At 65.7% G+C, this 26,188-nt stretch carries 26 protein-coding genes; 8 read left to right on the top strand and 18 right to left on the bottom strand.

Annotated features, from left to right (window positions below):
• Nucleotide 1 precedes the first annotated feature (1 nt).
• From ACGLHR_RS11415 to gudD, 13 genes are all read right to left on the bottom strand, one after another.
• Nucleotides 2–523 (bottom strand): terminase small subunit, encoded by a 522-nt coding sequence (locus ACGLHR_RS11415; protein WP_400093875.1) that lies wholly within the window; start codon nt 521–523, stop codon nt 2–4.
• Entirely contained in the window at nt 520–720 is a 201-nt protein-coding gene (locus ACGLHR_RS11410) for a hypothetical protein (protein WP_400093873.1), read from the bottom strand. Before ACGLHR_RS11410 ends, ACGLHR_RS11415 begins: the two co-directional genes overlap by 4 nt.
• Before the next feature lie 4 nt (nt 721–724).
• Nucleotides 725–1,465, bottom strand: a complete 741-nt coding sequence (locus ACGLHR_RS11405) for a hypothetical protein (protein WP_400093872.1) — start codon at nt 1,463–1,465, stop codon at nt 725–727.
• Nucleotides 1,462–2,127, bottom strand: a complete 666-nt coding sequence (locus ACGLHR_RS11400; protein WP_400093871.1) for a hypothetical protein — start codon at nt 2,125–2,127, stop codon at nt 1,462–1,464. The genes ACGLHR_RS11405 and ACGLHR_RS11400 overlap by 4 nt, the downstream gene beginning before the upstream one ends.
• A 265-nt stretch (nt 2,128–2,392) precedes the next feature.
• Nucleotides 2,393–2,659 (bottom strand): hypothetical protein, encoded by a 267-nt coding sequence (locus tag ACGLHR_RS11395; protein ID WP_400093870.1) that lies wholly within the window; start codon nt 2,657–2,659, stop codon nt 2,393–2,395.
• A 64-nt stretch (nt 2,660–2,723) separates the two neighbouring features.
• A complete protein-coding gene (locus ACGLHR_RS11390) occupies nt 2,724–3,131 on the bottom strand; it encodes a single-stranded DNA-binding protein (RefSeq protein WP_400093869.1) in 408 nt (135 codons plus the stop codon).
• A 147-nt stretch (nt 3,132–3,278) separates the two neighbouring features.
• On the bottom strand, nt 3,279–5,264 hold the full coding sequence (locus ACGLHR_RS11385; protein WP_400093867.1) for an AAA family ATPase: 1,986 nt from the start codon (nt 5,262–5,264) through the stop codon (nt 3,279–3,281).
• A 9-nt stretch (nt 5,265–5,273) separates the two neighbouring features.
• Nucleotides 5,274–5,480 (bottom strand): helix-turn-helix transcriptional regulator, encoded by a 207-nt coding sequence (locus tag ACGLHR_RS11380; protein WP_400093865.1) that lies wholly within the window; start codon nt 5,478–5,480, stop codon nt 5,274–5,276.
• 139 nt (nt 5,481–5,619) lie between these two features.
• Entirely contained in the window at nt 5,620–6,030 is a 411-nt protein-coding gene (locus tag ACGLHR_RS11375; RefSeq protein ID WP_400093864.1) for a hypothetical protein, read from the bottom strand.
• A 197-nt stretch (nt 6,031–6,227) separates the two neighbouring features.
• The gene (locus tag ACGLHR_RS11370) at nt 6,228–7,475 is read right to left on the bottom strand and encodes a tyrosine-type recombinase/integrase (protein ID WP_400093863.1); all 1,248 of its coding nucleotides are present in this window, start codon (nt 7,473–7,475) and stop codon (nt 6,228–6,230) included.
• A 410-nt stretch (nt 7,476–7,885) separates the two neighbouring features.
• Complete coding sequence (locus tag ACGLHR_RS11365) at nt 7,886–8,260, bottom strand: hypothetical protein (RefSeq protein ID WP_400093861.1); 375 nt, start codon at nt 8,258–8,260, stop codon at nt 7,886–7,888.
• Between the two features lie 150 nt (nt 8,261–8,410).
• Nucleotides 8,411–9,364, bottom strand: coding sequence for a Bug family tripartite tricarboxylate transporter substrate binding protein (locus ACGLHR_RS11360; protein ID WP_400093938.1), 954 nt, complete (start codon nt 9,362–9,364; stop codon nt 8,411–8,413).
• A gap of 164 nt (nt 9,365–9,528) precedes the next feature.
• Nucleotides 9,529–10,887, bottom strand: a complete 1,359-nt coding sequence (gene gudD / locus ACGLHR_RS11355) for a glucarate dehydratase (protein WP_400093860.1) — start codon at nt 10,885–10,887, stop codon at nt 9,529–9,531.
• A 227-nt stretch (nt 10,888–11,114) separates the two neighbouring features.
• On the opposite strand from gudD, the gene ACGLHR_RS11350 reads away from it, so the two are divergent.
• Together ACGLHR_RS11350 and ACGLHR_RS11345 are read left to right on the top strand one after the other, a co-directional pair.
• Nucleotides 11,115–11,861, top strand: a complete 747-nt coding sequence (locus ACGLHR_RS11350) for a FadR/GntR family transcriptional regulator (protein ID WP_400093859.1) — start codon at nt 11,115–11,117, stop codon at nt 11,859–11,861.
• Nucleotides 11,862–12,072: 211 nt separating this feature from the next.
• The gene (locus tag ACGLHR_RS11345) at nt 12,073–13,650 is read left to right on the top strand and encodes an aldehyde dehydrogenase (NADP(+)) (protein ID WP_400093857.1); all 1,578 of its coding nucleotides are present in this window, start codon (nt 12,073–12,075) and stop codon (nt 13,648–13,650) included.
• 387 nt (nt 13,651–14,037) lie between these two features.
• Here the strand turns inward: ACGLHR_RS11345 and ACGLHR_RS11340 are convergent, their stop codons facing one another.
• From ACGLHR_RS11340 to ACGLHR_RS11325, 4 genes are all read right to left on the bottom strand, one after another.
• Nucleotides 14,038–15,213 carry a betaine/proline/choline family ABC transporter ATP-binding protein gene (locus ACGLHR_RS11340; protein WP_400093855.1) on the bottom strand — a complete coding sequence of 392 codons (1,176 nt, stop codon included), beginning with the start codon at nt 15,211–15,213 and terminating at the stop codon, nt 14,038–14,040.
• A gap of 2 nt (nt 15,214–15,215) precedes the next feature.
• Nucleotides 15,216–15,863 carry an ABC transporter permease gene (locus ACGLHR_RS11335; protein ID WP_400093853.1) on the bottom strand — a complete coding sequence of 216 codons (648 nt, stop codon included), beginning with the start codon at nt 15,861–15,863 and terminating at the stop codon, nt 15,216–15,218.
• A gap of 10 nt (nt 15,864–15,873) precedes the next feature.
• Nucleotides 15,874–16,758: a glycine betaine ABC transporter substrate-binding protein gene (locus tag ACGLHR_RS11330; RefSeq protein WP_400093936.1), complete on the bottom strand. Its 885-nt coding sequence runs from the start codon at nt 16,756–16,758 to the stop codon at nt 15,874–15,876.
• 97 nt (nt 16,759–16,855) lie between these two features.
• Nucleotides 16,856–17,572 carry an ABC transporter permease gene (locus tag ACGLHR_RS11325; protein ID WP_400093851.1) on the bottom strand — a complete coding sequence of 239 codons (717 nt, stop codon included), beginning with the start codon at nt 17,570–17,572 and terminating at the stop codon, nt 16,856–16,858.
• Nucleotides 17,573–18,274: 702 nt separating this feature from the next.
• Here ACGLHR_RS11325 and ACGLHR_RS11320 point away from each other — a divergent pair.
• The 6 genes from ACGLHR_RS11320 (at nt 18,275) to ACGLHR_RS11295 (ending at nt 25,139) form a co-directional block, all read left to right on the top strand.
• A complete protein-coding gene (locus ACGLHR_RS11320) occupies nt 18,275–19,204 on the top strand; it encodes a pirin family protein (RefSeq protein WP_318234821.1) in 930 nt (309 codons plus the stop codon).
• A 432-nt stretch (nt 19,205–19,636) separates the two neighbouring features.
• A complete protein-coding gene (locus ACGLHR_RS11315; protein WP_318234822.1) occupies nt 19,637–21,226 on the top strand; it encodes an ABC transporter ATP-binding protein in 1,590 nt (529 codons plus the stop codon).
• Nucleotides 21,219–22,319 carry an ABC transporter permease gene (locus ACGLHR_RS11310; protein ID WP_400093850.1) on the top strand — a complete coding sequence of 367 codons (1,101 nt, stop codon included), beginning with the start codon at nt 21,219–21,221 and terminating at the stop codon, nt 22,317–22,319. The genes ACGLHR_RS11315 and ACGLHR_RS11310 overlap by 8 nt, the downstream gene beginning before the upstream one ends.
• A gap of 17 nt (nt 22,320–22,336) precedes the next feature.
• On the top strand, nt 22,337–23,257 hold the full coding sequence (locus tag ACGLHR_RS11305) for an ABC transporter permease (RefSeq protein ID WP_043344569.1): 921 nt from the start codon (nt 22,337–22,339) through the stop codon (nt 23,255–23,257).
• Between the two features lie 180 nt (nt 23,258–23,437).
• Nucleotides 23,438–24,583 carry a BMP family ABC transporter substrate-binding protein gene (locus tag ACGLHR_RS11300; RefSeq protein WP_400093849.1) on the top strand — a complete coding sequence of 382 codons (1,146 nt, stop codon included), beginning with the start codon at nt 23,438–23,440 and terminating at the stop codon, nt 24,581–24,583.
• A gap of 262 nt (nt 24,584–24,845) precedes the next feature.
• The gene (locus ACGLHR_RS11295; protein WP_400093848.1) at nt 24,846–25,139 is read left to right on the top strand and encodes a YkvA family protein; all 294 of its coding nucleotides are present in this window, start codon (nt 24,846–24,848) and stop codon (nt 25,137–25,139) included.
• A 26-nt stretch (nt 25,140–25,165) separates the two neighbouring features.
• Here ACGLHR_RS11295 and ACGLHR_RS11290 read toward each other — a convergent pair whose 3' ends face one another.
• Entirely contained in the window at nt 25,166–26,140 is a 975-nt protein-coding gene (locus ACGLHR_RS11290) for a quinone oxidoreductase family protein (RefSeq protein ID WP_400093847.1), read from the bottom strand.
• Nucleotides 26,141–26,188 lie beyond the last annotated feature (48 nt).

The raw sequence follows: 26,188 nt of genomic DNA, 5'->3' as shown, positions 1-26,188 counted from the left end.
TTCAGTTCTCCAAGTGAAGATGCAGTAGCGGCGGCGAGGACGTCTCCGGCGCTTCGTCCCCCAGGTGCAAATGGATTTGCAGCGCCGGCCGCGGCCCACCTTCTTCCCTATAAAGTCCGAGGTGCTTCTCCAGCGCGGTGAGCGACGCGGCCTTGTCGGAGAGCTTGAGCTTCGTGATCTTCCCGCGTTCAGCCTCGAAGCCGGCCACGGCAGCCGCGGTGTCGTCGTCAAGCTGATGAATGCCCAGCGGCTTGCCCTTCGCGTCAACCAACTTACGCGGATCGAGGAACGCCAGCCGGGCCCGCTCCAGCAACACGCGCTCCGCGGTGATCTCCAGCTTGTTGAGCAGCCTGCCCATCTTGGCGTCGATGGCGGCCTTGATGAGCGGACTGGCCAGCATGCGCGCCGCTGTGACGTGCGCAGAGCCCTTTGCATAGCCAGCACGCAAAGCAGCCTGCGTTGCATTTGAGTCGGCCAAGTACTCGGCGACGAACCTTTCTTGTTTCGGAGTCAGTTTCTTCATTGCGATTCCCTCGGTAGATCACGGCCTCGCAGCCATTCCATTACCCGTTTCACTTCCATCACCTCGTCCAGGTCGTAAAGAATGCGCCGGCCCTGACGCACAGGGCGCGGCCGGTAGGTTTTCTCACGCGTGCGACCGATCAAACCGTTGATGCTCAGATTGAGCAGATCAGCAGCTTCTTGGCGACTGATCAGCATGTCGTTACCTCTTACCGCGGTACAGGCGCGCAGCGTGCTCGATGATCTGGCGCACCACGACCGGATGCGAACCCGCTCCGCTTTCGTCCAACATCCGGCGCACTCCGGGGCGGGCCTTGTCCAGTTCGTCCACGAACCTGCGCCCGAGCGCGACCATCGAATCCGTGTTCGCACCGTAGGCTTGGTTAAGTTCCGCCATCGTCTTTTGTCCCATCAGGCCAATGTCCGCATCCTGGCGGGGCTGGGTGGCGAGCTGCGCCACGGCGCCGAAGATCTGTTGCGCGATACCCGCGGGCATCTTGCCGACGTGGAATACTTCCTGAGTCCACGCCAGTTCCTCGATGGACATGACGTCCGGGTTAGGCAGTTCGAACCGATAATCGAGCGGCTTCTCAGGCGGCCCGAAGCCGGGGTCCAACTGAACGCCTGCGAACGGGTCGACAACGGGCCCAGCAGCCTCGCGGTGGCCCTGCTGAGGTGTAGCCGATGGGGTAGCAGCCTGCTGCCAGCTCGTGAGGGCTGCATCGGCCTGTTCGCGCGTCATCTCACCGCGTGACACGAGGTCGTCTGCCCTTCGCCTCATGAAGTCGTCCGCCGCAGCGGCCTGACTCGGTGTCTGTGGTGGCTCTTGGGCGTTCAGGGCAGCCACGTCTGCCGCAATCATTGCGTCGGCGTCGGCCCTGGTGGCCGTGCCTGCAGCCACCGCGCCGTCGGCGAGCGTTCGAATCTCTGCTTCGTTCATCATGAGGTCACCTTTTCAGCTTGAATGCGTTTCGCCATGAGCATCACGCACAGGTCGTCGGACACATTCACCAAATCCGGCCTGGTGCGAGCCACGTGCGCCGACGATGCCCCGCCTGGCGAGCTCAATCGGCCATCAGTAGCGCCGAAGAGGTACATCTCGATCGCAGTACCCAAGCCCGCCTGCGTCATCATGAGCGGCCGGGAATCGGGCTTCGCGGGCAGGGATTGATAGGCCTGCTCGGTCAGCTCCAGCAATTCCCCGAACCGGTCGGCAACTTGATCCAGCAATCGCTGCAGTTCGGTGGCCTTCTCGACGCGACGTCGCAGCAAGCGATGCGCGATCTCCCATCGCATGTCCAGGTCGCCTTGTGCCCTTGCCAGTTCGGCGGCGGTCAACTGCGCGCGGGCAGCAGCGAGCGCGGCGCGAACATCAGCCACATTCGCCTCCGCTTCCGCCACCCTGTCGCGCGACTTCTGCAGCCCCGTGTCATCGCTCCGGCTCAGAAGCTCCATCGCCTGTGCGTTGTGGCGATCTGACTCCGCCACCGCGGCTGCCTCTGCCGACTTCAGCTCGGCCTCCAACTCGGTCACGCCGACTCGGATCTGATCGACGGTTTGCGGATCACCGGAAAGCAGCTCTCGAATGCGCTCCATGAGGGACATAACTCTCTCCTAAAAGGGTAAAGGTGGGGGTAGATGCGTGGGTAGGACACTAAGCGGCATGCTCGAATCTCCCGCAAGCCCGCTATGGGTAAGGCTTTGCTGGATACACGTAGACGGAAGCAGCGTCCGTCGAACTTCATTGGACCTGCCTGTATGGGTGGGGCCTCCCCATGACCAAGCCCGAGCTGATGCGCCGCCGCCAAGCATCGACATCCGCTCTTGCGTCGCGAAAGGGAAGCCCCATGGAAACATTGCGCCCGCCTGATCAGTGAAGATTGCGGCACTTATTGCGCGATCGGCCAGGCTGCATTCGCGAGCCCTTGGCTTCGATGACGCGGCTGTAGCTCTGCACCCCAGACGCCGGCACGGGGACCGTCGACGAGGCCGGCTGCTCAAGCAGCGCGCGATAGCGGATCTTGAGCGCAGCGATCTCGGCATCGACCGCCAACCGCATGATCTCCGACAGCACGGACGGGTCGAGCGCAGAGCCTGGTGCTCCGGTGACAGGATTCTGCGGCGCTGGTACGGCCACGGCCCCTGCCTGCCTGCGACGCGATTCCTTAGCTTCTCTTAGCCTTTTGCTCATCGCGTTGCCCCTATGCCAGGTCATCGAGCGAGTCGTCCAACGGATCGCGGCCACCGCGAGGCATTTCTGCCTGCCCCGGCTTTCGCTCGCCCGCTTCTGCGGCCGCCTTTCGCTTGCGGGCGACGTGATAGGCCATGAGGACCTTCTGCGCGACCATGCTGACGCTCGGCCTCACCGAACCGTCGCGGGCCTGGTACGTGCCGATCTTGAGCGTCCCAGCAAGCGAGACGCTATCGCCATCGTCAAGCGCGAGAAGCGCCGCCTTGGCCGAGTCGCTGAAGGCCACGACGTTGACGAACAGCCCTTCGCCTTCTCCGTCTGCTGCGCGGACATTTGCGGAAACGAACGTCTTACCGGATGACGACCGCCGTTCCTCGGCCGCCTTGAAGAGCTTTCCGCCTACCAGGGCATCAATCATTTCCTTCCTCCATGAGGTGCATTTCCGGGACGGACACAGGGCGAGACACAAGGACACACCCTCTAAAGAGGTGGTGTGTCTCCTGTGTCTTGTGTCCTGAGACACATTTGTGACCCTGTGTCCGGTTGTGTCCGTTGTGTCTTTTCATCATTTCACCCATAGCCAACCGTCATTCAGGGCGTACACCCCGCGGGCCATCATTGCCTCAATCGCCCGTCTGGCAAGGGGTTTACGGCGTTTAACCTCGCACGTCAGGGCCTCGCCCGCGCACTGGATCGCGTCTTCCAAGAGGACACAAGGACGGCCGAAGGGGCTGTGTCCTTTCCCGAAGTTGGAGGACACAACTAGCCGTTTTTTGATGGCCTCAAAAACGAGCTGTTGTGTCACCCCTTGCGGCTGCGGCGGTACCCATTTCTCGGAGTCTTCGGCGGCCTCGACAACGCAGCTGGTAACCGGCTCGCCGTCCTCTTCCTTGCCCAGTTCGACCGGAACCAGCTTGAAAGCCTGCTGCTCGCCATCCTCGCCATCCTTGGACTTGGCAAGGGACCACTCGCGGCGGCTGTCTGTCCGCGCTACTTCGATGGCAGCATCTAAGGCCGCATACAGGCTGCTATGCCCGCGCATTCCCTTCGAGCCATCCTTTCCGGTGTGATGTACGAGCAGGACTACGCCACCAATGCGGCGCTGCAAATCCTTGCAGGACTCGATAAGCTCGCCCATGTCCTTGCTGGAGTTCTCGTCGGCCCCCGGCGCGGCGCGGTTCAGTGTGTCGACCACCAGCAAGCCATCACGGCCACCAGCGGCAAGTACAGCGGCGGCGAGGTCGGCAATGTCCTCTGTTTGACGCAGGTCGAGAGGCTGCGTGATGAAGCGGAGGCGCCTCGATAGCGCTCGCCCGTTGTGCTCGCCCCACGCCTGGGCACGTTTGCCCATGCCGCGCTCGCCTTCCAGGGCGCAATACGTGACAGGCGCAGCAGACACCCGCCGCCCGAACCAATCCGGCGCACCGTCTGCGATGGCGGCGCACAGGTCCAGCGCCAGGAAGGATTTGCCCGAGCCAGACGGGCCATACAGGGCGGCCAGACCATCGGCAGGCAGCACACCACGCACCAGCCAGCGCAGCGGCGCCGCGTTCATCAAGTCGCCGGCTGATTGAAGTCGGTAGCGCATGGGCGGCGTCTTGGCGGCCTGCAGCAGTTCTGCCAGGGCTTCGCTATCGTGCTCTGCCTCGTAGTCGTTGGCGTCGTAGTTGTCAGGCTTGTCCGCGGGCAACTCCACCCACGCACCGCCGACTTCGCGGGCGATGGCATCGGCTTTGTCCTCTTTGCCACGGTCCGCCACGAACACCAGGCGCGCATCGGGGAAGCGCTCGCGCAGCACACGGCCCACGGCAGGGAAACGACCGCATCCAAACGCGACGACGGCCGCGGCGTGATAGTCGGCACGCGCCACGGACCACGCTTGCCCAATGCCCTCGCAGACGTAGATGCGGCCATCGGCAGTGATTTCCCCGACCACGAACAGACCAGAGCCAAAGGATGCGCCCGGGGCGTTCAGCTTGTCGCCAGTGCCCGGAGGTGGGATGTATTGGACCGTGAGCAGTTCGCCATCCAGCGAGCGAACCGGCACGGCCAGGCAACCGGCTACAGCCTGGCCCCTGATGGTCAGAGGGTCACCCTGGGGGACGATGCGCAGCCCGTCGGGCGTGCCGCGCTTGGCTGCGATGTAGGGATGCTCTGCCCCGGCAGGCGCGTAGCCTTCAAAGGCCGCAGCAAGGTCAATGCGGGGCTTCTGCTCGGCCTGCGGCTTCGCTTGCGCTGCGGGCTTAGGATTCAATGCGCGCGCCGCCTGCGTGCCGTTCTGATGCGTCTGCGAGTCGTGCCAGCCAGCCGCCTGCGCCATGTGAAACAGCGTCGCGGCCTTGATGCCGCCCTCGGGCTTGATGCCGCGCCAGACGGAACGGGCTTCGCGTTCACCGCAGTAGTTGGCGCCCGTCGCACACCAGTCGATCCATGTGGATTCGTCCAAGCCGGCGCTATGGGCGGCCATACCGGCACGAATCCACGTGGAACGGTCACAGGACGCATCCAAGTGGAACAGCGCTGATCGGGCGCGATCGATCTCACTTAGCATGCCGCGCCCTTATGCTGCGACGAGCTTGCGGGACTCTTCTATGCGCTCGTCTACCCACCCCTGCACGACATCAGACGGCCATGCAACAGCGCGCTCTCCGATGCGGATCGGAGGCGGGAATTTTCCTTCGGCGATGTCTTTGTAGATCGAGGCGCGCGACCGGCCAGTAGTGGCGATTACTTCCGGAAGGCGCAGCAAACGGCGATTTTGGTTCATGTTCAATCTCCTTAGAGCGCATCGGCGCTAGCGAGAACATGAACAACAGTTTGGGTAGATGACCCCCAATAGAAAATGACCGTACACGTGCAGCGCCTAGGCGCTCGTCTGCAGAACCTATGCGCTGCACGTGTAGGGCTTAGAAATCCCCTTGAATCCACCCCCTCGCTGTAGATACCGCCACGTTGTGCTTGGGTGCCTCGGCTGCTGCACACGCGTCCTTCGTCCGGTATTCGCCGGATTTCCAAGCGGCGCGAACGACCTCTTTCGCAGAGCGATTTTTTTTGTGCTTCGCGTTTGCCATATGCGCCACGCGCTGAGCGACTGCATCCTTCTTCTTCTCGTCATATTCGGCCTGGATTTTCGCCGCCACGCCGATTTGCGCTATGCGCAAGAGTTCCAGGATGGTATGCAGTGAATAGCTCTCGTGACCGGTAGCCTTCTCGATTGAATCGAACGTGGCAAAGTCCGATTGAAGCTCAGCCCACAGAGATGCGGCAACTTCCTGGGCCTCCACGAACTGACTCAGGCCGGCCACGGCTTCTGCCATCTCAGCCTCAGTAGATGGTCCAGTGCAGTCGACGGTCAGGTGATTCGGACCGACCGACGTTCTAACGATTTTTCCCATTGCGCCCTCACGCAAAGACCCTTGAGAGGAGTCGCGCCAGCCGGGTAAGGGGGCCCGGTCTTCGGGGATCAGCCTAGGCGCGACAAGCCATTATGTCGCAGATCCGCTGCAGGCCGGCGTCAAGCCGCAGCGGCGCGAATTGGAATTACTGCCGCGCCCTTGCCCGAGCTGGCGCAGTGCTTCGCCCATTCGTTCATGAGTCGGCGGCGCTTCTCGAACAAGTCGCCGCGGCGGTAGGCGGCCTCTACCTTGTCGCCAACGGCGTGGGCCAGAGCTGCCTCGGCGACTTCGCGCGCGTAGTTGGTGCGCTCGGCAGCCCAGTCGCGGAACGTCGACCGGAAGCCGTGTGAGGTCAAGTCTTCCCGTTCCATCCGCTTCAAGAGCGCGAGCATGGCCATGTTCGATAGAGGCTTGTCAGCCTTTCGGCCGGGAAACACATAATCGCCCGTGCGCGTCGCCTGCGTTGCCGCGATGACCTTGAGCGCCGCCGGTGAGAGCGGCACGCGGTGCTCGCGCTTGCCCTTCATCCGCTCGGCCGGTACGGTCCAAACCTTCGCCTCCAGGTCAAACTCTTCCCACCTGGCGCCGATCACCTCGCCGGTGCGCGCCGCGGTCAGGATCAGGAATTCCAGCGCGAGCGCCGCGATACCAGCTTCCGCGCGCACCGCCTGCACGAACGCGCCCATCTCGTCGTAAGGCAGCGCAGCATGATGCTTCACCGCGCGCACCTTCGATCGCGCCGGCAGCAACGCCTCAAGGTGCCCGCGCCACCGGGCCGGATTCTCCCCCCGCCGTAAGCCGCGGACCGTCGCCCAGTCGAGAATCGACTCGATACGGCCACGCAGGCGGCTGGCCGTCTCCGGCTTCTCGTTCCACATCGGTTCGATGACGCGCATCACCAGAGCCGTATCGATACTCTGGACGGGCAGCGTGCCGAACACGGGCTGGGTGTACGTGGCAATGGTGTTCTCCCACTGGCTGACGTGCTTGTCGTTCCTCCAGCCCGCTTTGTGGGCACCGATGTAGGCCGTGGCGCAAGCGTCAAACGTCATCGCCTTGGCGGCCTCCAGCCGGCTTTCGTCCCGGACAGCCTTGCGGGCCTCGATGGGGTCGATTCCGTCCACCAACTGCCGGCGGCATTCTGCTGCCCTGCCCCGCGCGTCGGCCAGGCTCAGCGCATTGAGCGAGCCCAGCCCCATCTCCCTGGCGCGACCCTGCAACTTGAACCGGAAGATCCAGGACTTCGTGCCGGCCGGCGAGACTTGCAGATAGAGTCCTCCGCCGTCCGCGTGGTATCCCGGCGCCTTCAGCTTGGAGACCCCTACTGCCGACAGCGTATGAATGGTGCGCCCCGCCTTGGTTGCCATGCTCTACCCCCATCTCTACCCACACTCGATTGCTGGATTCTAGTGGCAGCAAATGGATGTTGCAAGATGCGATATGCCGCAAAGCACCGCTACACAAGGGGTTCAGGAAGCCTCTTAGGATGATGCTAGAAGAATTTGGATGCCAGTTTGGCGGACACCGCTTCCGCCAGAATTTTTCTCCGCGGCGCAGCCGTTGCTCCGTTGCTTGTGGGAATTATCCTCACAACGATTCAGACGCTTCCCGACAGTACTGCAACCCGTTACGCGATAGATTGGCGGCTCCCCCTCAAGACATCGCCACACGGAGCCGCAGTGCTAGACCTTATCGTAATGACCCTTGGCATCGTGGCGCTCGCGCTGATCATCCACAAGTGCAGCCATCTCGGCTGAATCGGTCTGCACTGCGCGGTTCATCCTGGCTCGGCCGGCGCCGTCAGCAAGCGATACGCCTGCTCCTGCGTAATGCCCAGCCGGTAGTGCCGGGCCAGCATGCGCGCGAAGTGATGTGCGGCGCCCGGCTCGCAGTGCCTGAGTTGCTCGCGGTAGGCCTCCAGCTCGAAACGCAGCCGCCAGCGCGGGCTCGCCAGGTAGAGCACGCCCATCAGGCCGCACCAGCGCCAGAACTGCCGCACATGCACCTTCTCATGCTCGATCAGCGCGTGGCTCACGCCGGGCCGCACCAGGATCAGCGGCCCCGGCGCGAAGCCGTCGAACCCGCGCGGAATCAGCCATCGGGACCTGGTCTCGATCAGCAGGCAGAGGGGCGATTTGCAAAAGCGGATCATGGCCGGGGTCGAAGGCGCGCATCGATGAACATAAACCAAGCCTATCAGGTCGCGCCGGCCCGCGCCTGAACCCAAATCCGCCCGTCCGCACCAAATAAAAACGCCCCACCGCCGGCGGGGCAAAGAGCAATGCGTGGGCGCAAGCCGCGCTTAGTCGATGCTGATCTTGCCGGCTTCGATCACGCCCTTCCAGCGCTGGAGTTCCTGCTTCTCGAACTGTTCGAACTGCTCCGGCGTATTGGCGACCACCTCGAAGCCGTTCTCGGCCAGCTTCTGGCGCATCTGCGGCTCGCCCAGCGAGCCGACCAGCGCGGCATGCAGCCTGGCCTTGACGTCCTTGGGCAGCCCGCGCGGCGCGGCCACGGCTTGCCACGAATACACGTCCACATCCTTCACGCCGCCCTCCGCCATGGTGGGCACGTTCGGCAGCACCGCCGAGCGCTTGTCGCCGGTCAAGGCCAGCGCCTTGAGCTTGCCGCTGCGGATATGCTGGAGTACCGCGTTCACGTTCTGGAACGAGACGTCCACCTGGCCGGCGAGCAGGTCGGAGATGGCCGGCGCCCCGCCCTTGTAGGGAACGTGAAGCCCGTCGGTGCCGGATTTTTGCCAGAACAGCGCGGCCGTCAGATGGTCCGACGAACCGGCGCCGGAGCTGGCGAACGCCACCTTGCCCGGATTCTTCTTCATGTACGCGACCAGTTCCTGCAAGTTCTTCGCGGGGAAATCAGGCTTGGTGACCAGCACGTTGGGCGCGCGCACGGCCACCGTCAGCAGGTCGAAGTCCTTGGCCGGGTCATAGCCCAGGTTCCTTTGCAGGAACGGGTTCACGGCATAGACGCCGATCGATGCCACCAGCAAGGTGTAGCCATCGGCAGGCGCGCGCTTGACCATGGTCGCGCCGATGGCTCCGGTTGCGCCCGGGCGATTGTCGATCACGAACGGCTGGCCCAGTTTTTCATTGAGCGGCACCGCCAGCATGCGCGCGATGGTGTCGGTGGAGCCGCCCGCGGGGAACGGCACCACCACGGATACGGCCTTCTGGGGCCATGCCGGCGCGGCGGCCGCGGTGCTGGTCACGGCGCCTGCGGCGGCCAGTGCCATCATGGTGGCCAGCATGGCCGCGGCAAGCCGGCCGAACTTGCGCCGCGCGGGTGCGGCAAGCGTGCCGGCGGTAGCGGGCCGGGCGTATGGTTTGTTCATGGTTGTCTCCTGGTTTTTGCTGGTTTTTTCGTTGGCTTCTAGTATTCGTGCCGGGCCAGGGATGCCGCTCACCGGACCATGCAGGGCGCCTTGTTGTTGAAGGTCCAGCCCGGGATCAGGAACTGCATGGCGACGGCGTCGTCGCGCGCACCCAACCCCATGTTCTTGTAGCGCTCGTGCGCCAGCGCCAGTTGCTCCATATCGAGCTCGACGCCCAGGCCCGGCTCGGTCGGCACGGCCACCTTGCCATTCTCGATCTTCAGCGGCGCCTTGGTCAGGCGCTCGCCGTCCTGCCAGATCCAGTGGGTGTCGATGGCGGTAACGCGGCCCGGCGCGGCGGCGGCCACGTGGGTGAACATGGCCAGCGAAATATCGAAATGGTTGTTGGAGTGCGAGCCCCAGGTCAGGCCCCACTCGGCGCACATCTGCGCCACCCGCACCGAGCCCTGCATGGTCCAGAAATGCGGATCGGCCAGCGGAATGTCCACGGATTGCAGGCGCACCGCGTGGCCCATCTGGCGCCAGTCGGTCGCGACCATGTTGGTGGCGGTGGGCAGGCCGGTGGCGGTACGGAACTCGGCCATGATCTCGCGGCCCGAATAACCGTCCTCCGCGCCGCAAGGATCTTCGGCATAGGCCAACAGGCCATGCTTGTCGCGGCACAGGCGCACGGCTTCGGCCAGCGACCACGCGCCGTTGGGGTCCAGCGTGATGCGCGCCTTGGGGAAGCGCTCGGCGAGCGCCAGGATGGCTTCCATCTCTTCGTCGCCGCGCAGCACACCGCCCTTGAGCTTGAAGTCGTTAAAGCCATAGCGCTCATAGGCAGCCTCGGCCAGCCGTACCACGCCCTCGGCGTTCATCGCGGCTTCATTGCGCAGGCGGAACCAGTCGTTGTCGGCCTCGGGCTCGCTGCGGTAGCCGAGCGTGGTGCGGTTACGGTCCCCGATATAGAACAGGTAGCCCAGCATCTCCACGGCATCGCGCTGCTGGCCTTCGCCCAGCAGCGCGGCCACCGGCACGCCCAGATGCTTGCCCAGCAGGTCGAGCAGCGCCGCCTCGAGCGCAGTGACCGCGTGAATGGCGATGCGCAGGTCGAAGGTCTGCAGGCCGCGGCCACCCGCGTCGCGGCTGGCAAAGGCGGTGCGCACGCGATTGAGCAGCGCCTGGTGGTTCCCGATCGACTGGCCGACGAGGAGTTCGCGCGCGTCGTCCAGCGTCTGGCGGATGGCTTCGCCGCCCGGCACCTCGCCAACGCCGGTATTGCCCGCGCTGTCTTTCAGGATGACGATATTGCGGGTGAAGAACGGACCGTGCGCGCCGGACAGGTTCATCAACATGCTGTCGTGGCCGGCCACCGGCACTACGGTCAGCTCGGTGATCACGGGGGTGCCTGCCACGGGCGCGGCGGAAAGGGACGATTGGGCCATGTTGAACTCCAGCGGGAAGAGCGGCTCGCCGCGTTGGCTGCCGGCCCTTGCAGTTGTCTCGGTTTGGATGCGCCGGCTGCTGCCGGATCCTGGTGTGCGGTGCTTCCCAGTTCCCGATGCGGCTGCTATAGCCCATGTAGCGGGAGACACCTGTTATCGGTCGTCATATGACTTACGACGCAGTATAATGAGGCCATTGCGATCCGGTCAAGCCCCAGCCCATCACCATGTCAAACCCGATGTTTGCCTCCACCCCCCCGCTGCGGCGCCGCGGCCGCACGCTTGCCGAAGAGGCGGTGAGCAACCTGAGCGAGCGCATCCAGCAAGGCCAGCTCAAGCCGGGCGACAAGCTGCCGACCGAGTCCGAGATCATGGCCGCGCTCGGCGTCAGCCGCACCGTGGTGCGCGAAGCGCTGTCGCGGCTGCAGGCCAGCGGCCTGGTGGAAACCCGCCACGGCATCGGCACCTTCGTGCTGGCGCGCAGCGCGGAGAACGGCTCGCCGTTTCGCATCGATCCCGCCACCATGGGCACTGCCATGGACGTGCTGGCCATGCTGGAATTCCGCGTCAGCCTGGAAGCCGAGGCGGCCAGCCTGGCAGCATCGCGGCGCAGCGACGAGCAACTGACGGCAATGCGCGGCGCGCTCGATGAGCTCAAGCGCACGGCGGCGGGCGGAGACGATTCCGTCGGTGCCGATTTCGAGTTCCACCTGCTCATCGCGCGCGCCACCGGCAACCGCTACTTCACGGACATCATGGGCCACCTCGGCACCATGGTGATCCCGCGCAGCCGGCTGCATGTCAGCGCCCAGGAGCGGGAGCAGTACCTCGAGCGCGTCAATATCGAGCACGAGAATATCTTTGACGCCATCGAGCGGCGTGACCCCGAAGGCGCCAAGGCTGCCATGCGCATGCACCTGACCAACAGCCGCGAGCGGCTGCGCAAGGCATCGGCGGCGGTGGAAGCCGGCTAGGGCCGGGCTCCCGCATCATCCCGGCGGAGTCCGGGATTTCTTGCTTGCCCGACAAGCGCCTCGTGTTGTAGGATGTCTTACAATAATGCACAGCGAGGCCATATCCCCATTTATGCGTCCCGCGTGTTCGCCCGGGGCCACATCAGCGCCGCCTCAAGCGCAAGCTACGGCGCGCTCCCACTTGATCGCAGTTGAAAAGCAGGAAACGCTCATGACCATTACCGGCGAAATGCTGATCGGCGCCAGCGCTGTGCGCGGCACCACCAAGATCCTCCATGCCACCAACCCGGCCACGGGTGAAGTCCTGGCACCGGAATTCCATGGCGGCGGCGCCGCCGAGGCCGAGCGTGCCTGCGCGCTGGCCGAAGCCGCATTCGACACCTACCGCAACACCTCGCCGGAAACCCGCGCCAGATTCCTGGAGTCGATCGCCAGCGGCCTGGAGGCCCTGGGCGATACGCTGATCGAGCGCGCCCACGCCGAGAGCGCATTGCCCATCGCGCGCCTGCAGGGCGAGCGCGCCCGCACCGCTGGCCAGCTGCGCCTGTTCGCCAGCGTGCTGCGCGATGGCCGCTGGCAATCCGCCACGCTCGACTCAGCCCTGCCGGAACGCACGCCACCGCGCCCCGACCTGCGCCTGCAGAAAATCGCGGTTGGCCCGGTGGCGGTGTTCGGCGCCAGCAATTTCCCGCTCGCGTTCTCCGTGGCGGGCGGCGATACCGCGTCCGCGCTGGCGGCCGGTTGCCCGGTCGTCGTCAAGGCGCACTCGGCCCACCTCGGCACCTCCGAGCTGGTCGGGCGCGTGATCCAGAAGGCCGTGGCCGACGCAGGCCTGCCCGAAGGCGTGTTCTCTCTGCTGGTAGGCGCGGGCGTTGCCGTGGGCACGTCCCTCGTCGCGCATCCGTCGATCCAGGCAGTAGGCTTCACGGGCTCGCGCAGCGGCGGCCTGGCGCTGGTGCACACGGCCAACAACCGTCCCCAGCCGATCCCCGTCTACGCGGAAATGAGCAGTATCAACCCGGTGTTCCTGCTGCCGGCAGCCCTGGCTGCCCGCGGCGCGCAGATCGCGCGCAACCTGGTGGATTCGCTGGTGATGGGCGTGGGCCAGTTCTGCACCAACCCCGGCCTGCTGCTGGCGGTGGAAAGCCCGGCGCTGGACATGTTCCGCCAGGGCGCGATTGCCGCGTTGGCGGAGAAAGCCGCCGCCACCATGCTGACGCCCGGCATCAGCCAGGCCTATGACAACGGCGTGGCCCAGCTCAGCGATATCGAAGGGCTGCGCCGCATCGGCAGCGGCCAGGCCGCCAGCGGCCCCAACCAGGCCCGCCCCGCGCTGTTCGAAACCACGGCGGAGCGCTTTCTTGCGGACCACCGCATGGAAGCCGAAGTGTTTGGCCCGTCCTCTGTGCTGGTCGTCTGCCGCAATCACGCGGAAATGCTGGCGGTTGCGCGCCGCCTGGAAGGCCAGCTCACCGCCACCGTGCAAGCGGATGCGGCGGACCGTGCCGAAGCCGGCAGTCTGCTGACCGTGCTCGAGCGCAAGGCCGGGCGCGTGCTGTTCAACGGCTATCCGACGGGCGTGGAAGTATCGTACGCGATGGTGCACGGCGGCCCGTTCCCCGCCACGTCCGACACGCGCGCCACCTCGGTGGGCGCATCCGCCATCGAGCGCTTCCTGCGCCCGGTGTGCTACCAGAACGTGCCGGCGGAACTGCTGCCGCCCGCGTTGCAGGATGGCAACCCGCTGAACGTGTGGCGCCTCACCGACGGGCAGCTGGCCCGCGGCTGAGTTCGCATACGCCGCGATAAGAAAGCCGGAAATTCCGGCCCCAGACTGCTGACAAAGCCGGCTCTGCGTTGTCGTGCTCCCCTCTCCCGCGCGCGGGAGAGCAACCGTGTCGAGTGGGGGCGGGGGAGAGGGCGGGTCTTGGATGTGGCGTTGGCTCTCGGATGCCTACTTGTTCACCATCCGTGCTGCTTCGCTGCAAATTCAACTGCTTAACGTCAAAATCGGCTTTTCTCTCCCCGGCCCTCTCCCCCTGAGGGGAGCGGGAGAGACAGCCGTCGTCATGGCGCGCGGCTTTGGCCCGTTCGCGGCTTCGGCTAATGCTCCAGGTTTGTCAGCGAGCTGGGGCCGGAAATTCCGGCCCGCTTTCTCTTTGGCACTTGCCATGCGCTACGCCGCAACGCGCTCGATGGCAGCCGGCGCCTGCGGCGGCTGAATCACCGGCGCGTTCCCGCGCGAGCGGCCCGAGCTGAGATAGTCGGCGATCGACTCCTGCGTGACTTCGCCAAGGTAGACGCCATCGGCATCCACCACCGGCAGCCAGCTGGTGTTGTGCTGGTACATGCGCGAGAGCACGATGCGCAGGTGCTCATCGAACGCCGCGGTCGCCATGAACGGCCGCATCGCGTCCGCGCACACGCCCTGCCCCGCGCGCGCATCGCGCCGCGTGACGTAGCCCAGCGCGCGCTGCGCGTCGTCCACCACCGGCAGGTGACGCACATCGGCCTCGTCCATGATGGCGAAGGCCTGCGCCAGCGGCATGCCGGGGCTGCAGGTCTGCGCCATGGTGGCGGCATCGCCGGCGCGCACCAGCAGCAGGCGCTTGAGCGTGTTGTCGTGGCCGATGAAGGCTTGCACGAAATCGTCGGCCGGACGTGCCAGCAGCGCGTCGGGATGATCGAACTGCACCAGCTTGCCGCCGCGGAACACGGCCACGCGGTCGCCCAGCTTGATGGCCTCGTCGATATCATGCGAGACCATGATCACGGTCTTGCCGAGCTGGCGCTGCATCAGGAAAAACTCGTTCTGGATGCTCTCCCGGTTGATCGGGTCCACCGCGCCGAACGGCTCGTCCATCAGCAGCACGGGCGCGTCCGCCGCCAGCGCGCGGATCACGCCGATGCGCTGCTGTTGCCCGCCCGAGAGTTCGCGCGGATAGCGCGTGAGCATCTTGTTGGGATCGAGCTGCACCATCGACATCAGCTCGCGCGCCCGCTCGCGGCAGCGCTTCTTGTCCCAGCCCAGCAGGCGCGGCACCACCATGATGTTCTCCTCGATGGTCATGTTGGGGAACAGGCCGATCTGCTGGATCACGTAGCCAATCTTGCGGCGCAGCGTGACTTCGTCCACACGGGTGGTGTCCTCGCCGTCGATCAGCACCCGGCCGGAGCTGGGTTGGATCAGGCGGTTGATCATCTTGAGCGTGGTGGTCTTGCCGCAGCCCGAGGGACCGAGGAACACGCAGATCTCGCCCTTGGGCACCGTGAGCGAAACGGCATCGACGGCGCGCACTTCGGCGCCGTCTTTTTGCTTGAAGGTCTTGGTGAGTTGGTCGAGTTCAATCATGTTCAGCGAATTCCTTTCGGTGTCAGCGCCCGCTGCAACCACTGCAGGCAGGCATCGGCCACGATGGCGAGCACGCTGACCAGCACCGCGCCGATCGCCAGCTTGCTCATGTTGCTCTGGTTGATCGCTTGCAGGATCAGCACCCCGAGGCCACCCGCGCCGATGATGGCGGCAATGGTGGCCACACCGATATTCATCACCACGGCGGTACGCACGCCGCCGAGGATGACGGGCACGGCCAGCGGCAGGTCCACCAGCCGCATGCGCTGCCAGGTGGTCATGCCGATGCCGCGGCCGGCTTCCTGGATGCCGTCGTCGACATTGGTGAGCGCTACGCAGGTATTGCGCATGATCGGCAGCAGCGAATAGAGGAACAACGCGGTCACCGCCGGCACGTAGCCAAGTGCGTGGCCGAAGCGCGCGAAGATCGGGATCATCAGTCCGAACAGCGCGATCGACGGCAAGGTCAGCACGATGGTGGCCAGCGTCAAGAGCGGCGTGGCGAGAAAGCGGAAGCGCGCGCACAGGATGCCCAGCGGCACGCCGACGACGATCGCCAGGCCCACCGCTGAGCCCACCAGCGCCAGGTGCTGGCCGGTGAGCTTGAGCAGGGTCGGCCAGCTGTGTTGGAGGTAAGTCAGCAAGTCCATGCGGCCCTCCTCAGATCAGGCCGTGGCCGCGCAGGAATTCCTGCGCCACCTTGTCGACCGGTTGCTGGTCGATGTCGACCTTGTAGTTCATCTCGGTCATGGTCGCGTTGTCGAGCTGGGCCGACAGCGCGTTGAGCAGGCCCGCGAGCTCGGGATGCGCGTCCAGTGTTGCCTTGCGCACCACGGGTACCGCGTTATAGGCCGGGAAGAAGTGCTGGTCGTCTTCCAGCAGCACCAGGTCGAAGCCCTTGACGCGGCCGTCGGTGGTGTAGACCAGGCCCAGCTCGACCTGCTCGTTCTTCAGCGCCGTGTAGACCAGGCCGGGATCGAGCTGGATCACGTCGCGGCGCGAGAACGGCAGCTTGTAGAGCGTCTTGAGCGGTTCCAGCCCGTCGGGACGCGCGGCAAACTCCATGTCGACCGCGAACGGATGGGCGGTGCCCTCGCCGGCGGCGCGCATCTTCTCGGCGAAGGCCGACAACGTGGTCACGCCAGCGGCTGCGGCGCGCCTTCTCGGCATCGCCAGCGCATAGGTGTTGTTGATACCGGAGGCGTCGAGCCATATCAGGCCGCGCGCGGCGTCGAGCGTCTTGACGCGCGCATAGCTTTCCTCGGCGCCGAGCTTTTCCTCGACCTTGTTGAACACGATCAGCGCCGTGCCAGTGTAGTCCCACACCACATCGAGCTGGCCGCTTTCCATCGCCTGGCGCATCAGCGTGCTGCCAAGGCCCGCGGTCAGCTCGGTGGCGAGGCCTTTGGCCTGCAGGTACTGCGTGGTCATCGACGACAGGATCATCTGCTCGGTGAAATTCTTGCCGCCGACGCGAACGGTGTCGGCGTGCGCCGGCAGCGCCAGGGCTGCCACGGCGGCGAGCACGGCCACGCTCGCCAGCATGCGTGCGTGGCCACGGGCCGCGCGGCCCGCGTGGGCCAGCGCGCTTGTGATGAAATGCATCGGGTTCTCCTTCATGTTCTGTGCGCCCATCTGTGCCTTAGCGCGCCAGCCCGCGGCGGCGCAGGTAGCAATAACCGGCGGCGGCGAACAGGCCGTCGAGGGCGAGTGCCAGCAGCGCGGTGGCCGAGGCGCCCAGCAACAGCAGGGGCTGGTTGTTCAGGTAGATGCCGGGGAAAATCAATTCGCCCAGGCTGTTGGCGCCGATCAGGAAGGACAGTGGCACCGTGCCGACATTGATCACCAGGCTGATGCGCACGCCCGCCAGGATCACCGGCAGCGCATTGGGCAGCTCGACGCGGAACAGGCGCTGCGTGGCGGTCATGCCAAGGCCGCGCGCGGCCTCGATCAGTGCCGGGGAGACGCCGCGCAAGCCCTCGCAGGTATTGCGCACGATCGGCAACAGCGAAGCCAGCCACAGCGCCAGGATGGCGGGACGCTCGCCGATGCCAAGCACGGCCAGGGCCAGCGCCAGCACCGCCAGCGACGGCACGGTGTTGCCGATATTGAAGATCTGCATCAGGCGGTCGGCCCAGCGGCGCATGCAGGGCCGGCTCAGGCCGATGCCGGCCGGGATGCCGGTGGCCAGCGCCAGCGCCATGGACCACGCCACCAGGCGCAGGTGGTCGGCCACGTCGTACCACAGGCGGTCCTGATATTGCAGGATGGCATCCACGCCGATCCACGTGACCAGACCGGCCAGCGCGGCAAGCGTGAGACATCCCCAGGCCAGCGCCTGTACGGATTGCTTGGACATATTCCCCTCTGTCCGCATGCCGAATGTGGGCACGAAACGCCACATCCGGATTGACGGACGAACTAAGCGGGCTCGGGCGGGTGCAAATGGGGGCCGCCGGCCCTGACTAGATTGCCTTGCCCGCCATGACCGGCAGATGAGCCGGTGGACGGACGCCGGGTTTCACGCTGTAGAGCGGGAAACCCAATTGAAGGGACACCGTGCCAGTAAAGGCGGGAGTCCCGGGAGCGGCGCAACCCGCTGCAAGGTGCAGGAACGGGAGGCCAGTGGCAGCGCAAATTTGGTGGTTCCGACGCGCCGCCGGATCAATCGGCCGGTGCCACGCTTGGGAAGGCAAGGGGTTGGGGCGGCACTCGAAAACGCCTACCCGGGCCCTGCCTGCCCGACACGCCGACATGATTACGCGGCATCGGATGACAACGAGAGCGCTATTATACCTATTTTCATCGATCTTGTCTCCATCACGCTCCCCTTGCGTTTTCACGCCGTTTTCTGGCTGCCTTTATCAGGCTTCGCCTGACATCTCGGCGCCACGCGCGTTGTTCCAAAAATGACACACCGAGCGAGGTCGACCGTGCCATGGGCAGAACAATCTTTTGCCCGGATGCCCTCTACCGGTTCTGGCCCAAACCCTTAAATTACGAGGGTAGCCTTTGGGGCCGCGCGCCATTGCCGCCACCCCCAGCCAACAGGAGATCGATCATGGAACAACGCACTACCGCCCCCACCGTCCCAGCCACCGCCACGGAAACCGTGCAGCGCTCGCGCGCGGTCGATCGCGTGGTGCGCGGCATCGCCACCTCGGACGGCGCCGGCGTCAAGCTCACCCGCGTGCTCACTCAGAACCTGCAGCGCCGCCTGGACCCGTTCCTGATGCTGGACGCGTTCGGCACCGATAGCCGCGACGACTACATCGGCGGCTTCCCCGACCACCCGCACCGCGGCTTCGAGACCATCACCTACATGCTGGCCGGGCGCATGCGCCATCGCGACAGCGCCGGTAATGAGGGCCTGCTGGAAAACGGCGGTGCGCAATGGATGGTGGCCGGCGCCGGCGTGGTGCACTCGGAGATGCCCGAGCAGGAAGACGGCCGCATGGAAGGCTTCCAGTTGTGGCTGAACCTGCCCGCCGCGGACAAGATGACGGCGCCCTGGTACCGCGACCTGCCGGCCTCCGCCGTGCCCACGGTAGCACTGCCGGGCGGCGCTACGGTGCGCGTGCTGGCGGGCGCCTCGCACGGTGTGGCTGGCGCAGTCACGCGCCCGGTCACGGAGCCGCTTTACCTGGACGTGTCGTTGCCGGCGGGGCAGACCTTCTCGCAAGCGCTGCCACAAGGGCATAACGCCTTCCTGTACACCTATCGCGGCGAAATCGCGGTCGGCACCGGCAACAACGCCGCCGTGCTGGAAGCGCAGCGCATGGGCGTGCTGGACAATGCCGCCGGCGCCGACGGGGTCAACGTCACGGCCACGGCCGATGCACGCTTCCTGCTGATCGCGGGCAAGCCGCTGGGCGAGCCGATCGCGCAATATGGGCCGTTCGTGATGAACACCCAGGAGGAGATCTACCAGACCCTGGCCGATTTCCGCGAAGGCCGCTTCAACCAGATCGCGGTCAGCAACGGCGCCTGACACGCCGCAAGCCATCGGGGGCGGCATCGCGCCGCCCCCGTTCCGGCATAGGCCGGGGCGTCCTGCCCCGGCCACCGATTTCCTCCCCTTCCACGCTCCTTCCGCCCCTCCCGCTTTCCGCAAATTTCTCGCCGGTTTCGCGCCCATCGGCCATGCTGGCCGCCCTCGGCAGCCCAGCCGCCCACGCCCCCGCCCGAAACGCCCGGCATGCGACTTGCAACCTGCTTGTATCCGTTGCGGGGCCGAGAAAACTGGCCTGATCAGGTCGTCCAAACCCCGCACACTTATATAATCCAAGGTTAATAAACGGCATCACCGACCAGTGATGGTTGCTGCAATGCGTAACGGCGATCCTGCCCCACGCACTGCAGGAGGTGCTGCCTGATACGAACATTGATCCACGTTGCTGCCATAACAACCCGAGCCGCCTCAGTGACCTTAAGCACAACCCCAAGGCTGGCGCTTGCCCATATCAGCAAGCGCTACCCCGGCGTGACCGCCAACGACGACGTGTCCCTCGTCGTCGCCCCCGGCGAAATCCACGCCGTGCTCGGCGAGAACGGCGCCGGCAAGTCCACCCTGATGAAAATCATCTTTGGCGCGGTCAAGCCGGACGCTGGCGACATGCACTTCAACGGTGCACCCGCCGCCATCCATAATCCGCACGACGCACGGAACCTGGGTATCGCGATGGTGTTCCAGCACTTTTCGCTGTTCGATACGTTGACCGTGACCGAAAACATCGCCCTTGGCCTGCCCCGGGGCAGCAAGGCGGGGGCCGGCAGCCCGCACGCGGGCACCAATATGAAGCAGCTGGCCGACCAGATCCGTGAGACTGCCCAGCGCTATGGCTTGCCGCTGGAGCCGAACCGCCATGTGCACACCTTGTCGGTGGGCGAGCGCCAGCGCGTGGAAATCGTGCGCGCGTTGCTGGCCAAGCCGCAACTGCTGATCCTGGACGAGCCGACCTCGGTGCTGACCCCGCAGGCGGTGCAGACGCTCTTCATCACGCTGCGCCAGCTCGCCGCGGAAGGCACCAGCATCCTGTACATCAGCCACAAGCTCGACGAGATCCGCGAGCTGTGCCATAGCGCCACCGTGATGCGCATGGGCCGCGTCACCGGCGTGTGCGATCCGCGCCAGGAAAGCGCGGCCTCGCTGTCGCGCCTGATGATCGGCGGCGAGCCGCCGCGCGAGGCGCGCGTGCAGACCGAGCCAGGCGCCTGCCGGCTGGCGGTGCGCGAACTCTCGCTGCCGCGCGCGCATGCGTTTGCGACGGAGCTCTCCGGGATTTCGCTGGACCTGCGTGCCGGCGAAATCGTTGGCATCGCCGGCGTGTCCGGCAACGGCCAGCAGGAATTGCTGGCGGCGCTGTCGGGCGAGGACGTGCGCGCCGCGCGCGACGCCATCACGCTGGATAACAAGCCGGTGGGCAAGCTGGACGCGCGCCAGCGCCGCCGCGCCGGGCTGGCCTTCGTGCCGGAGGAGCGCCTCGGCCGTGGCGCCGTGCCCGGCATGAGCCTGGCCGCCAACATCCTGCTGTCGCACCAGTCCGCGCCCTATGTGCGGCGCGGCATGATTTCGCCCAAGGCAGCTGCCAGCCTGGCGCAAGCCGTGATCGGCCGCTTTCGCGTGAAGGCAAATGGGCCCGACGCGCTGGCCAAGAGCCTGTCGGGCGGCAACCTGCAGAAATTCATCGTCGGCCGCGAGATCGAAAGCGGCCCGAAGGTGCTGATCGTGGCCCAGCCCACCTGGGGCGTGGACGTCGGCGCAGCGGCACAGATCCACAACGAGCTGCTGGCGCTCAAGGCCACCGGCTGCGCGTTGCTGGTGGTGTCTGAAGAGCTGGATGAACTGTTCGCCATCTGCGATCGCCTGCACGTGATCGCCAAGGGCCGGCTGTCGCCGTCGATCCCCACCCAGGACGCCACGCGCGAGCAGGTGGGCCTGTGGATGAGCGGCCTTTGGGAAGGTGGCCCTGGCGGGCGGCGCGAACAAGAGGAGGCCTTGCTCCATGGCTGATTTCCTCCTTCGTTCGCCGGTATCGCTGGCACCGCGCGGGCTGCCCTCGCGCCGCATGGCCTATGCCTCGCCCTTCATCGCGCTGGCCTTGACGCTGGCCTTCGGCGCCCTGCTCTTCCTGCTGCTCGGCAAGGATCCGGTCGCCGCGCTCAAGGTGTTCCTGGTCGACCCGCTCAAGGACCGCCGCGCCATTGGCGAGGTACTGCTCAAGACCGTGCCCCTGGTGCTGTGCGCGCTCGGGCTTTCGGTGTGCTACCGCGCCAATATCTGGAACATCGGTGCTGACGGCCAGCTCATCGTCGGCGGCATCTTCGCCGGCGCCACCGTGCTGTACTTCGACGTGCCGGGCAATGGTGTGAACGGCACCGTGGTGCTGGTGCTGGCCTCGCTGGCAGGCGTGGCCGGCGGCATGTTCTGGGCGTCGCTCACCGCCGCGCTCAAGGACAAGTTCAACGCCAACGAGATCCTGGTGTCGCTGATGCTGACCTATATCGCGCAGCAGTTGATGCTGTACGTGGTCAACGGGCCGCTGAAGGATCCCAACGGCATGAACTTCCCGCAGTCCAAGGTGTTCTCCTCCGAGTTCCTGCTGCCTAACCTGATGTCGGGCTCGCGCCTGCACGCAGGCTTTGTGGTGATGCTGGTGCTGGTGGTGCTGATGACCGTGTTCATCTTCCGCAGCTTCGCGGGCTACCGCCTGCAGGTGGGCGGCACCGCCCCGGCGGCGGCGCGCTATGCCGGCTTCTCGGCGCGCCGCTCGCTGTGGAGCGCGCTGATGATCTCCGGCGGCACGGCCGGCCTGGCGGGCGCGTTCGAGGTAACCGGCCCGATCGGCCAGCTGCTGCCCTCGATCTCTCCCGGCTACGGCTTCACCGCGATCATCGTGGCCTTTGTGGGCCGCCTGCATCCGGTGGGCACCGTGTTTGGCGGCATCGTCATGTCGCTGTTCTATATCGGCGGCGAAATGGCCCAGTCGCGCCTGGGCCTGCCTTCGGCGCTTGGCTCGGTGTTCCAGGGCATGCTGCTGTTCTTCCTGCTGGCCAGCGATACGCTGATCGACAACCGCCTGCGCTGGCGCGCCAAGGCCGCCTGAGCGAGAGCCCACAAGACATGGAACAACTAGCCCCTCTTATCGCCACGGCGATCAACGCCGGCACGCCGTTGCTGCTGGCGGCGCTTGGCTTGCTCATCAACGAACGCGCCGGCGTGCTCAACCTGGGCGCCGAAGGCATGATGCTGGTGGCCGCGGCGTTCGGCTTCATGGTCGGCTACCAGACCCAGTCGCCGCTGATCGGCTTTGCCGCCGGCGCGCTGGCCGGCATGCTGATGGCCACGCTGTTCTCGTGGCTGGCGCTGGTGCTGGCCACCAACCAGGTGGCCACCGGCCTGGCGCTGTCGATCTTCGGCACCGGGCTGTCCGCCTTCATGGGCCAGCGCTTTGTCGGCTTTGCCATGCCGTCGCAGGCCAAGTCGATTCCCTGGCTGGCCGACATTCCCTTCTTCGGGCCGGCCTTCTTCCAGCAGCACTGGATGGTGTATTTCAGCTTGTTCCTGTGCGGCGCGATCATGTGGTTCCTGTTCCGCACGCGCGCCGGGCTGACGCTGCGCGCGATTGGGGAGTCGCCGGAATCCGCGCATGCGCTGGGCTACCCGGTGCGCCTGATCCGCTTTGGCGCGCTGCTGTTCGGCGGCGCCTGCTGCGGGCTCGCCGGCGCCTACCTGTCGCTGGTGTACACGCCGATGTGGGTGGAGAACCTGGTGGCCGGGCGCGGCTGGATCGCACTGGCGCTGACCACCTTCGCCACCTGGCGCCCGGGCCGCGTATGGGCCGGGGCGTGGCTGTTCGGCGGCGTCACCATCCTGCAGTTTTACCTGCAGGGCATTGGCGTATCGGTGCCGTCGCAGATCCTGTCGATGCTGCCGTATGCGGCGACCATCGTCGTGCTCGCGCTGATCTCGCGCAACCCCGCGTGGATCCGCCTGAACATGCCGGCCTCGCTTGGCAAGCCGTTCCGCCCCGGTGCCGCCTGACCGATCCTGTTGCCGTGCCTGCCCGGCGCCGTGCCGGGCAGCGCCGCGTTTTCGTTTTTATTTAGTTTGTCAAAAGTCCGTCAGAGACTCCAGGCTTAAAGCCCTCGTTGTTCAGAGCCACAGTTGCAACCTTAGTCAAAACATCGGTACTCAGTACCCCGGTCATTACAAGGAGAAATCATGATCGTCACGCGCAGGAAAACCCTTGCCGCACTGGCTGCCACCGCCGTGCTGGCTCTCGCGGGCTGCGGCAAGAAAGAAGCCGAAAAACCGGCGCAAAGCGCGGCTGGGGCCTCCGCTCCCGTCGCCGAGCAGAAGGCCGAGCCGCTCAAGGTCGCCTTCGTCTACATCGGCCCGGTCGGCGATGCCGGCTGGACCTACGCCCACGACGCCGGCCGCAAGGCCGTGGAAGAAAAGTACGGCGACAAGGTGAAGACCTCCTTCGTCGAGAACGTGCCCGAATCCGCCGCCGATGCCGAACGCGTGTTCCGCGACCTGGCCGCGCAAGGCAACAAGCTCATCTTCGGCACCACCTTTGGCTACATGGAGTCGATGCTCAAGGTCGCCAAGGAATTCCCGGACGTGAAGTTCGAGCACGCCACCGGCTTCAAGACCGCCGAAAACCTCGCGCAATACGACGTGCGCACCTATGAAGGCGCTTACCTGGCTGGCGTGGTCGCCGGCAAGATGAGCAAGACAGGCAAGATGGGCGTGGTGGCATCGGTGCCCATTCCCGAGGTAATCCGCAACATCGACTCGTTCACCCTGGGCGCGCGCAGCGTCAATCCCAAGGCTACCGTGAAGGTGGTGTGGGTGAACAAGTGGTTTGATCCGGGCAAGGAGCGTGAAGCCGCTACCACGCTGATCGGCCAGGGCGTGGACATGCTGATGCAGAACACCGACTCCGCCGCCGTGGTGCAGACCGCGCAGGAAAAGGGCGTGTACGCCTTCGGCTGGGACAGCGACATGAGCAAGTTCGGCGAGAAGGCCCACCTGGCCGCCTCGGTGATCTCGTGGGGCGTGTACTACAACAAGGTGGTCGGCGACGTGCTGGCAAACCAGTGGAAGAACAGCACCACGTGGTGGGGCGTCAAGGAAGGCATGATCGACCTGAAGGGCTTCAACGCCGTGGTGCCGGATGACGTGAAGGCACTGGTGGAAGAGCGCAAGAAGGGTGTGGTCGACGGCTCCGCGCCGATCTGGAAGGGTCCGCTCAAGGACAATACCGGCAAGGAGCAGCTGACCAAGGACCAGGTCGCCGACGATGGCTTCCTGCATGGCATCAAGTTCTACGTGGAAGGCGTGGAAGGCAAGATCCCGGGCTGATCGCCAGTAGCGCTTGAAGCAGTTGCCGGCAGTCCGCACTCGCGGGCCTGCCGGCACGGTGGCGGGGCGATTCTCCGGCCCCGCCACCTATCCTGGATGCCCTTCGCGTCACCCCTCCCCTGCCTGAAATCCCCGCGGAACTTGAAGCGCCCAAGATCGGCCCAAGCTATCTGCGAGTGGCGCAATCGGCCACGCCGTTTGATCGCGCTTCATCGCGCTCGATCACACTAGTGGCATTTGCGATAAGTGAAGGAGGCCTCTCATGTGGAAACGATTTTCAGCACTGTGGACCCTGGTGCGGCGCGATGGCCGCCTGCTGTGGTACGCGCTGCGCCATCCCGACGCCCCGCGCTGGCTGCGCCCGGCCGCCTTCGGCCTGGTGCTCTATGCCATTTCGCCGATTGACCTGATTCCCGACTTCATCCCTGTCGTGGGCCTCATGGACGACGTGGTGTTGATCCCGCTAGCAGTGCACTTCATCCTCAGGTGCCTGCCGCCGCATGTGCTGCGGCAGGCCGAGGCGCGCGCCGGCGCCCAGACGGTGCGAGCCCGCTAGCCCCGCCGGGCAGGCGCGCACCAGGCTCAGGGCAGCAGGACGGTCGTGCCGGTGGTCTTGCGGCCTTCCAGGTCGCGATGCGCCTGTGCCACATCCGCCAGCGCATAGCGTTGGCGGACTTCAATCTTCACCCGGCCGCTGGTCACCATCTCGAACAGCTCGGCCGCCATCGGCTCCAGCAGTTCACGGTGGACCACATAGGTCATCAGCGTCGGCCGCGTGATGCGCAGCGAGCCCTTGTTGCCCAGCACGGACAGATCGAACGGCGGCACCGGGCCGGATGCGTTGCCGAACATCACCATGGTGCCGCGCGGTTTCAGGCAATCCAGCGAGCCGTTGAAGGTGTCCTTGCCAACCGAGTCGTAGACCGCGGCGACGCCCTTTCCGCCGGTAATTTCCTTGACCTTGTCGACGAAGGATTCGCGCGTGTAGACGATGGTGTGGTCGCAGCCATGCGCGCGCGCCAGCGCGGCCTTCTCATCACTGCCGGCGGTGCCGATCACGGTGGCGCCCAGCGCCTTGAGCCACTGGCTGGCGATCAGGCCAACGCCGCCCGCGGCGGCGTGCAGCAGCACGGTATCGCCGGCCTGCACGCGGTAGCTGTCACGCACCAGGTATTGCGTGGTCAGGCCCTGCAGCATCATCGCCGCGCCCTGCTCGAACGAGATGGCATCCGGCAGGCGCACCACGATATCGGCCGGCATGACCCGCACCTGCGCATAGGCGCCCGTGGGACGGCCGGCATAGGCAACACGGTCGCCCACGCTCAGGTGCTTCACGCCATCGCCAACCGCCTCCACCACGCCGGCGCCTTCCATGCCGAGGCCGGCCGGCAGCGGCTGCTTGTACAGCCCGGTGCGGAAATACACGTCGATGTAGTTGAGGCCAACCGCCTCGTGCCGCACGCGCACCTCGCCGGGGCCGGGATCCCCGACCTCGACGTCGACCCACTGCATCACCTCCGGGCCGCCGGTCTCGAAAATGCGGATGGCCTTGCTCATGTCTCGCTCCTTTCCAGTTGATGCGTTGTTGGTATGTGTTGATGCGGA

It is taken from the genome of Cupriavidus sp. CuC1 (assembly GCF_044627735.1).
Classification (GTDB): Bacteria; Pseudomonadota; Gammaproteobacteria; order Burkholderiales; family Burkholderiaceae; genus Cupriavidus; species Cupriavidus ulmosensis.
The sequence above is the reverse complement of the archived record's forward strand: the minus strand, read 5'-3'. Positions and strand labels throughout refer to the sequence as shown.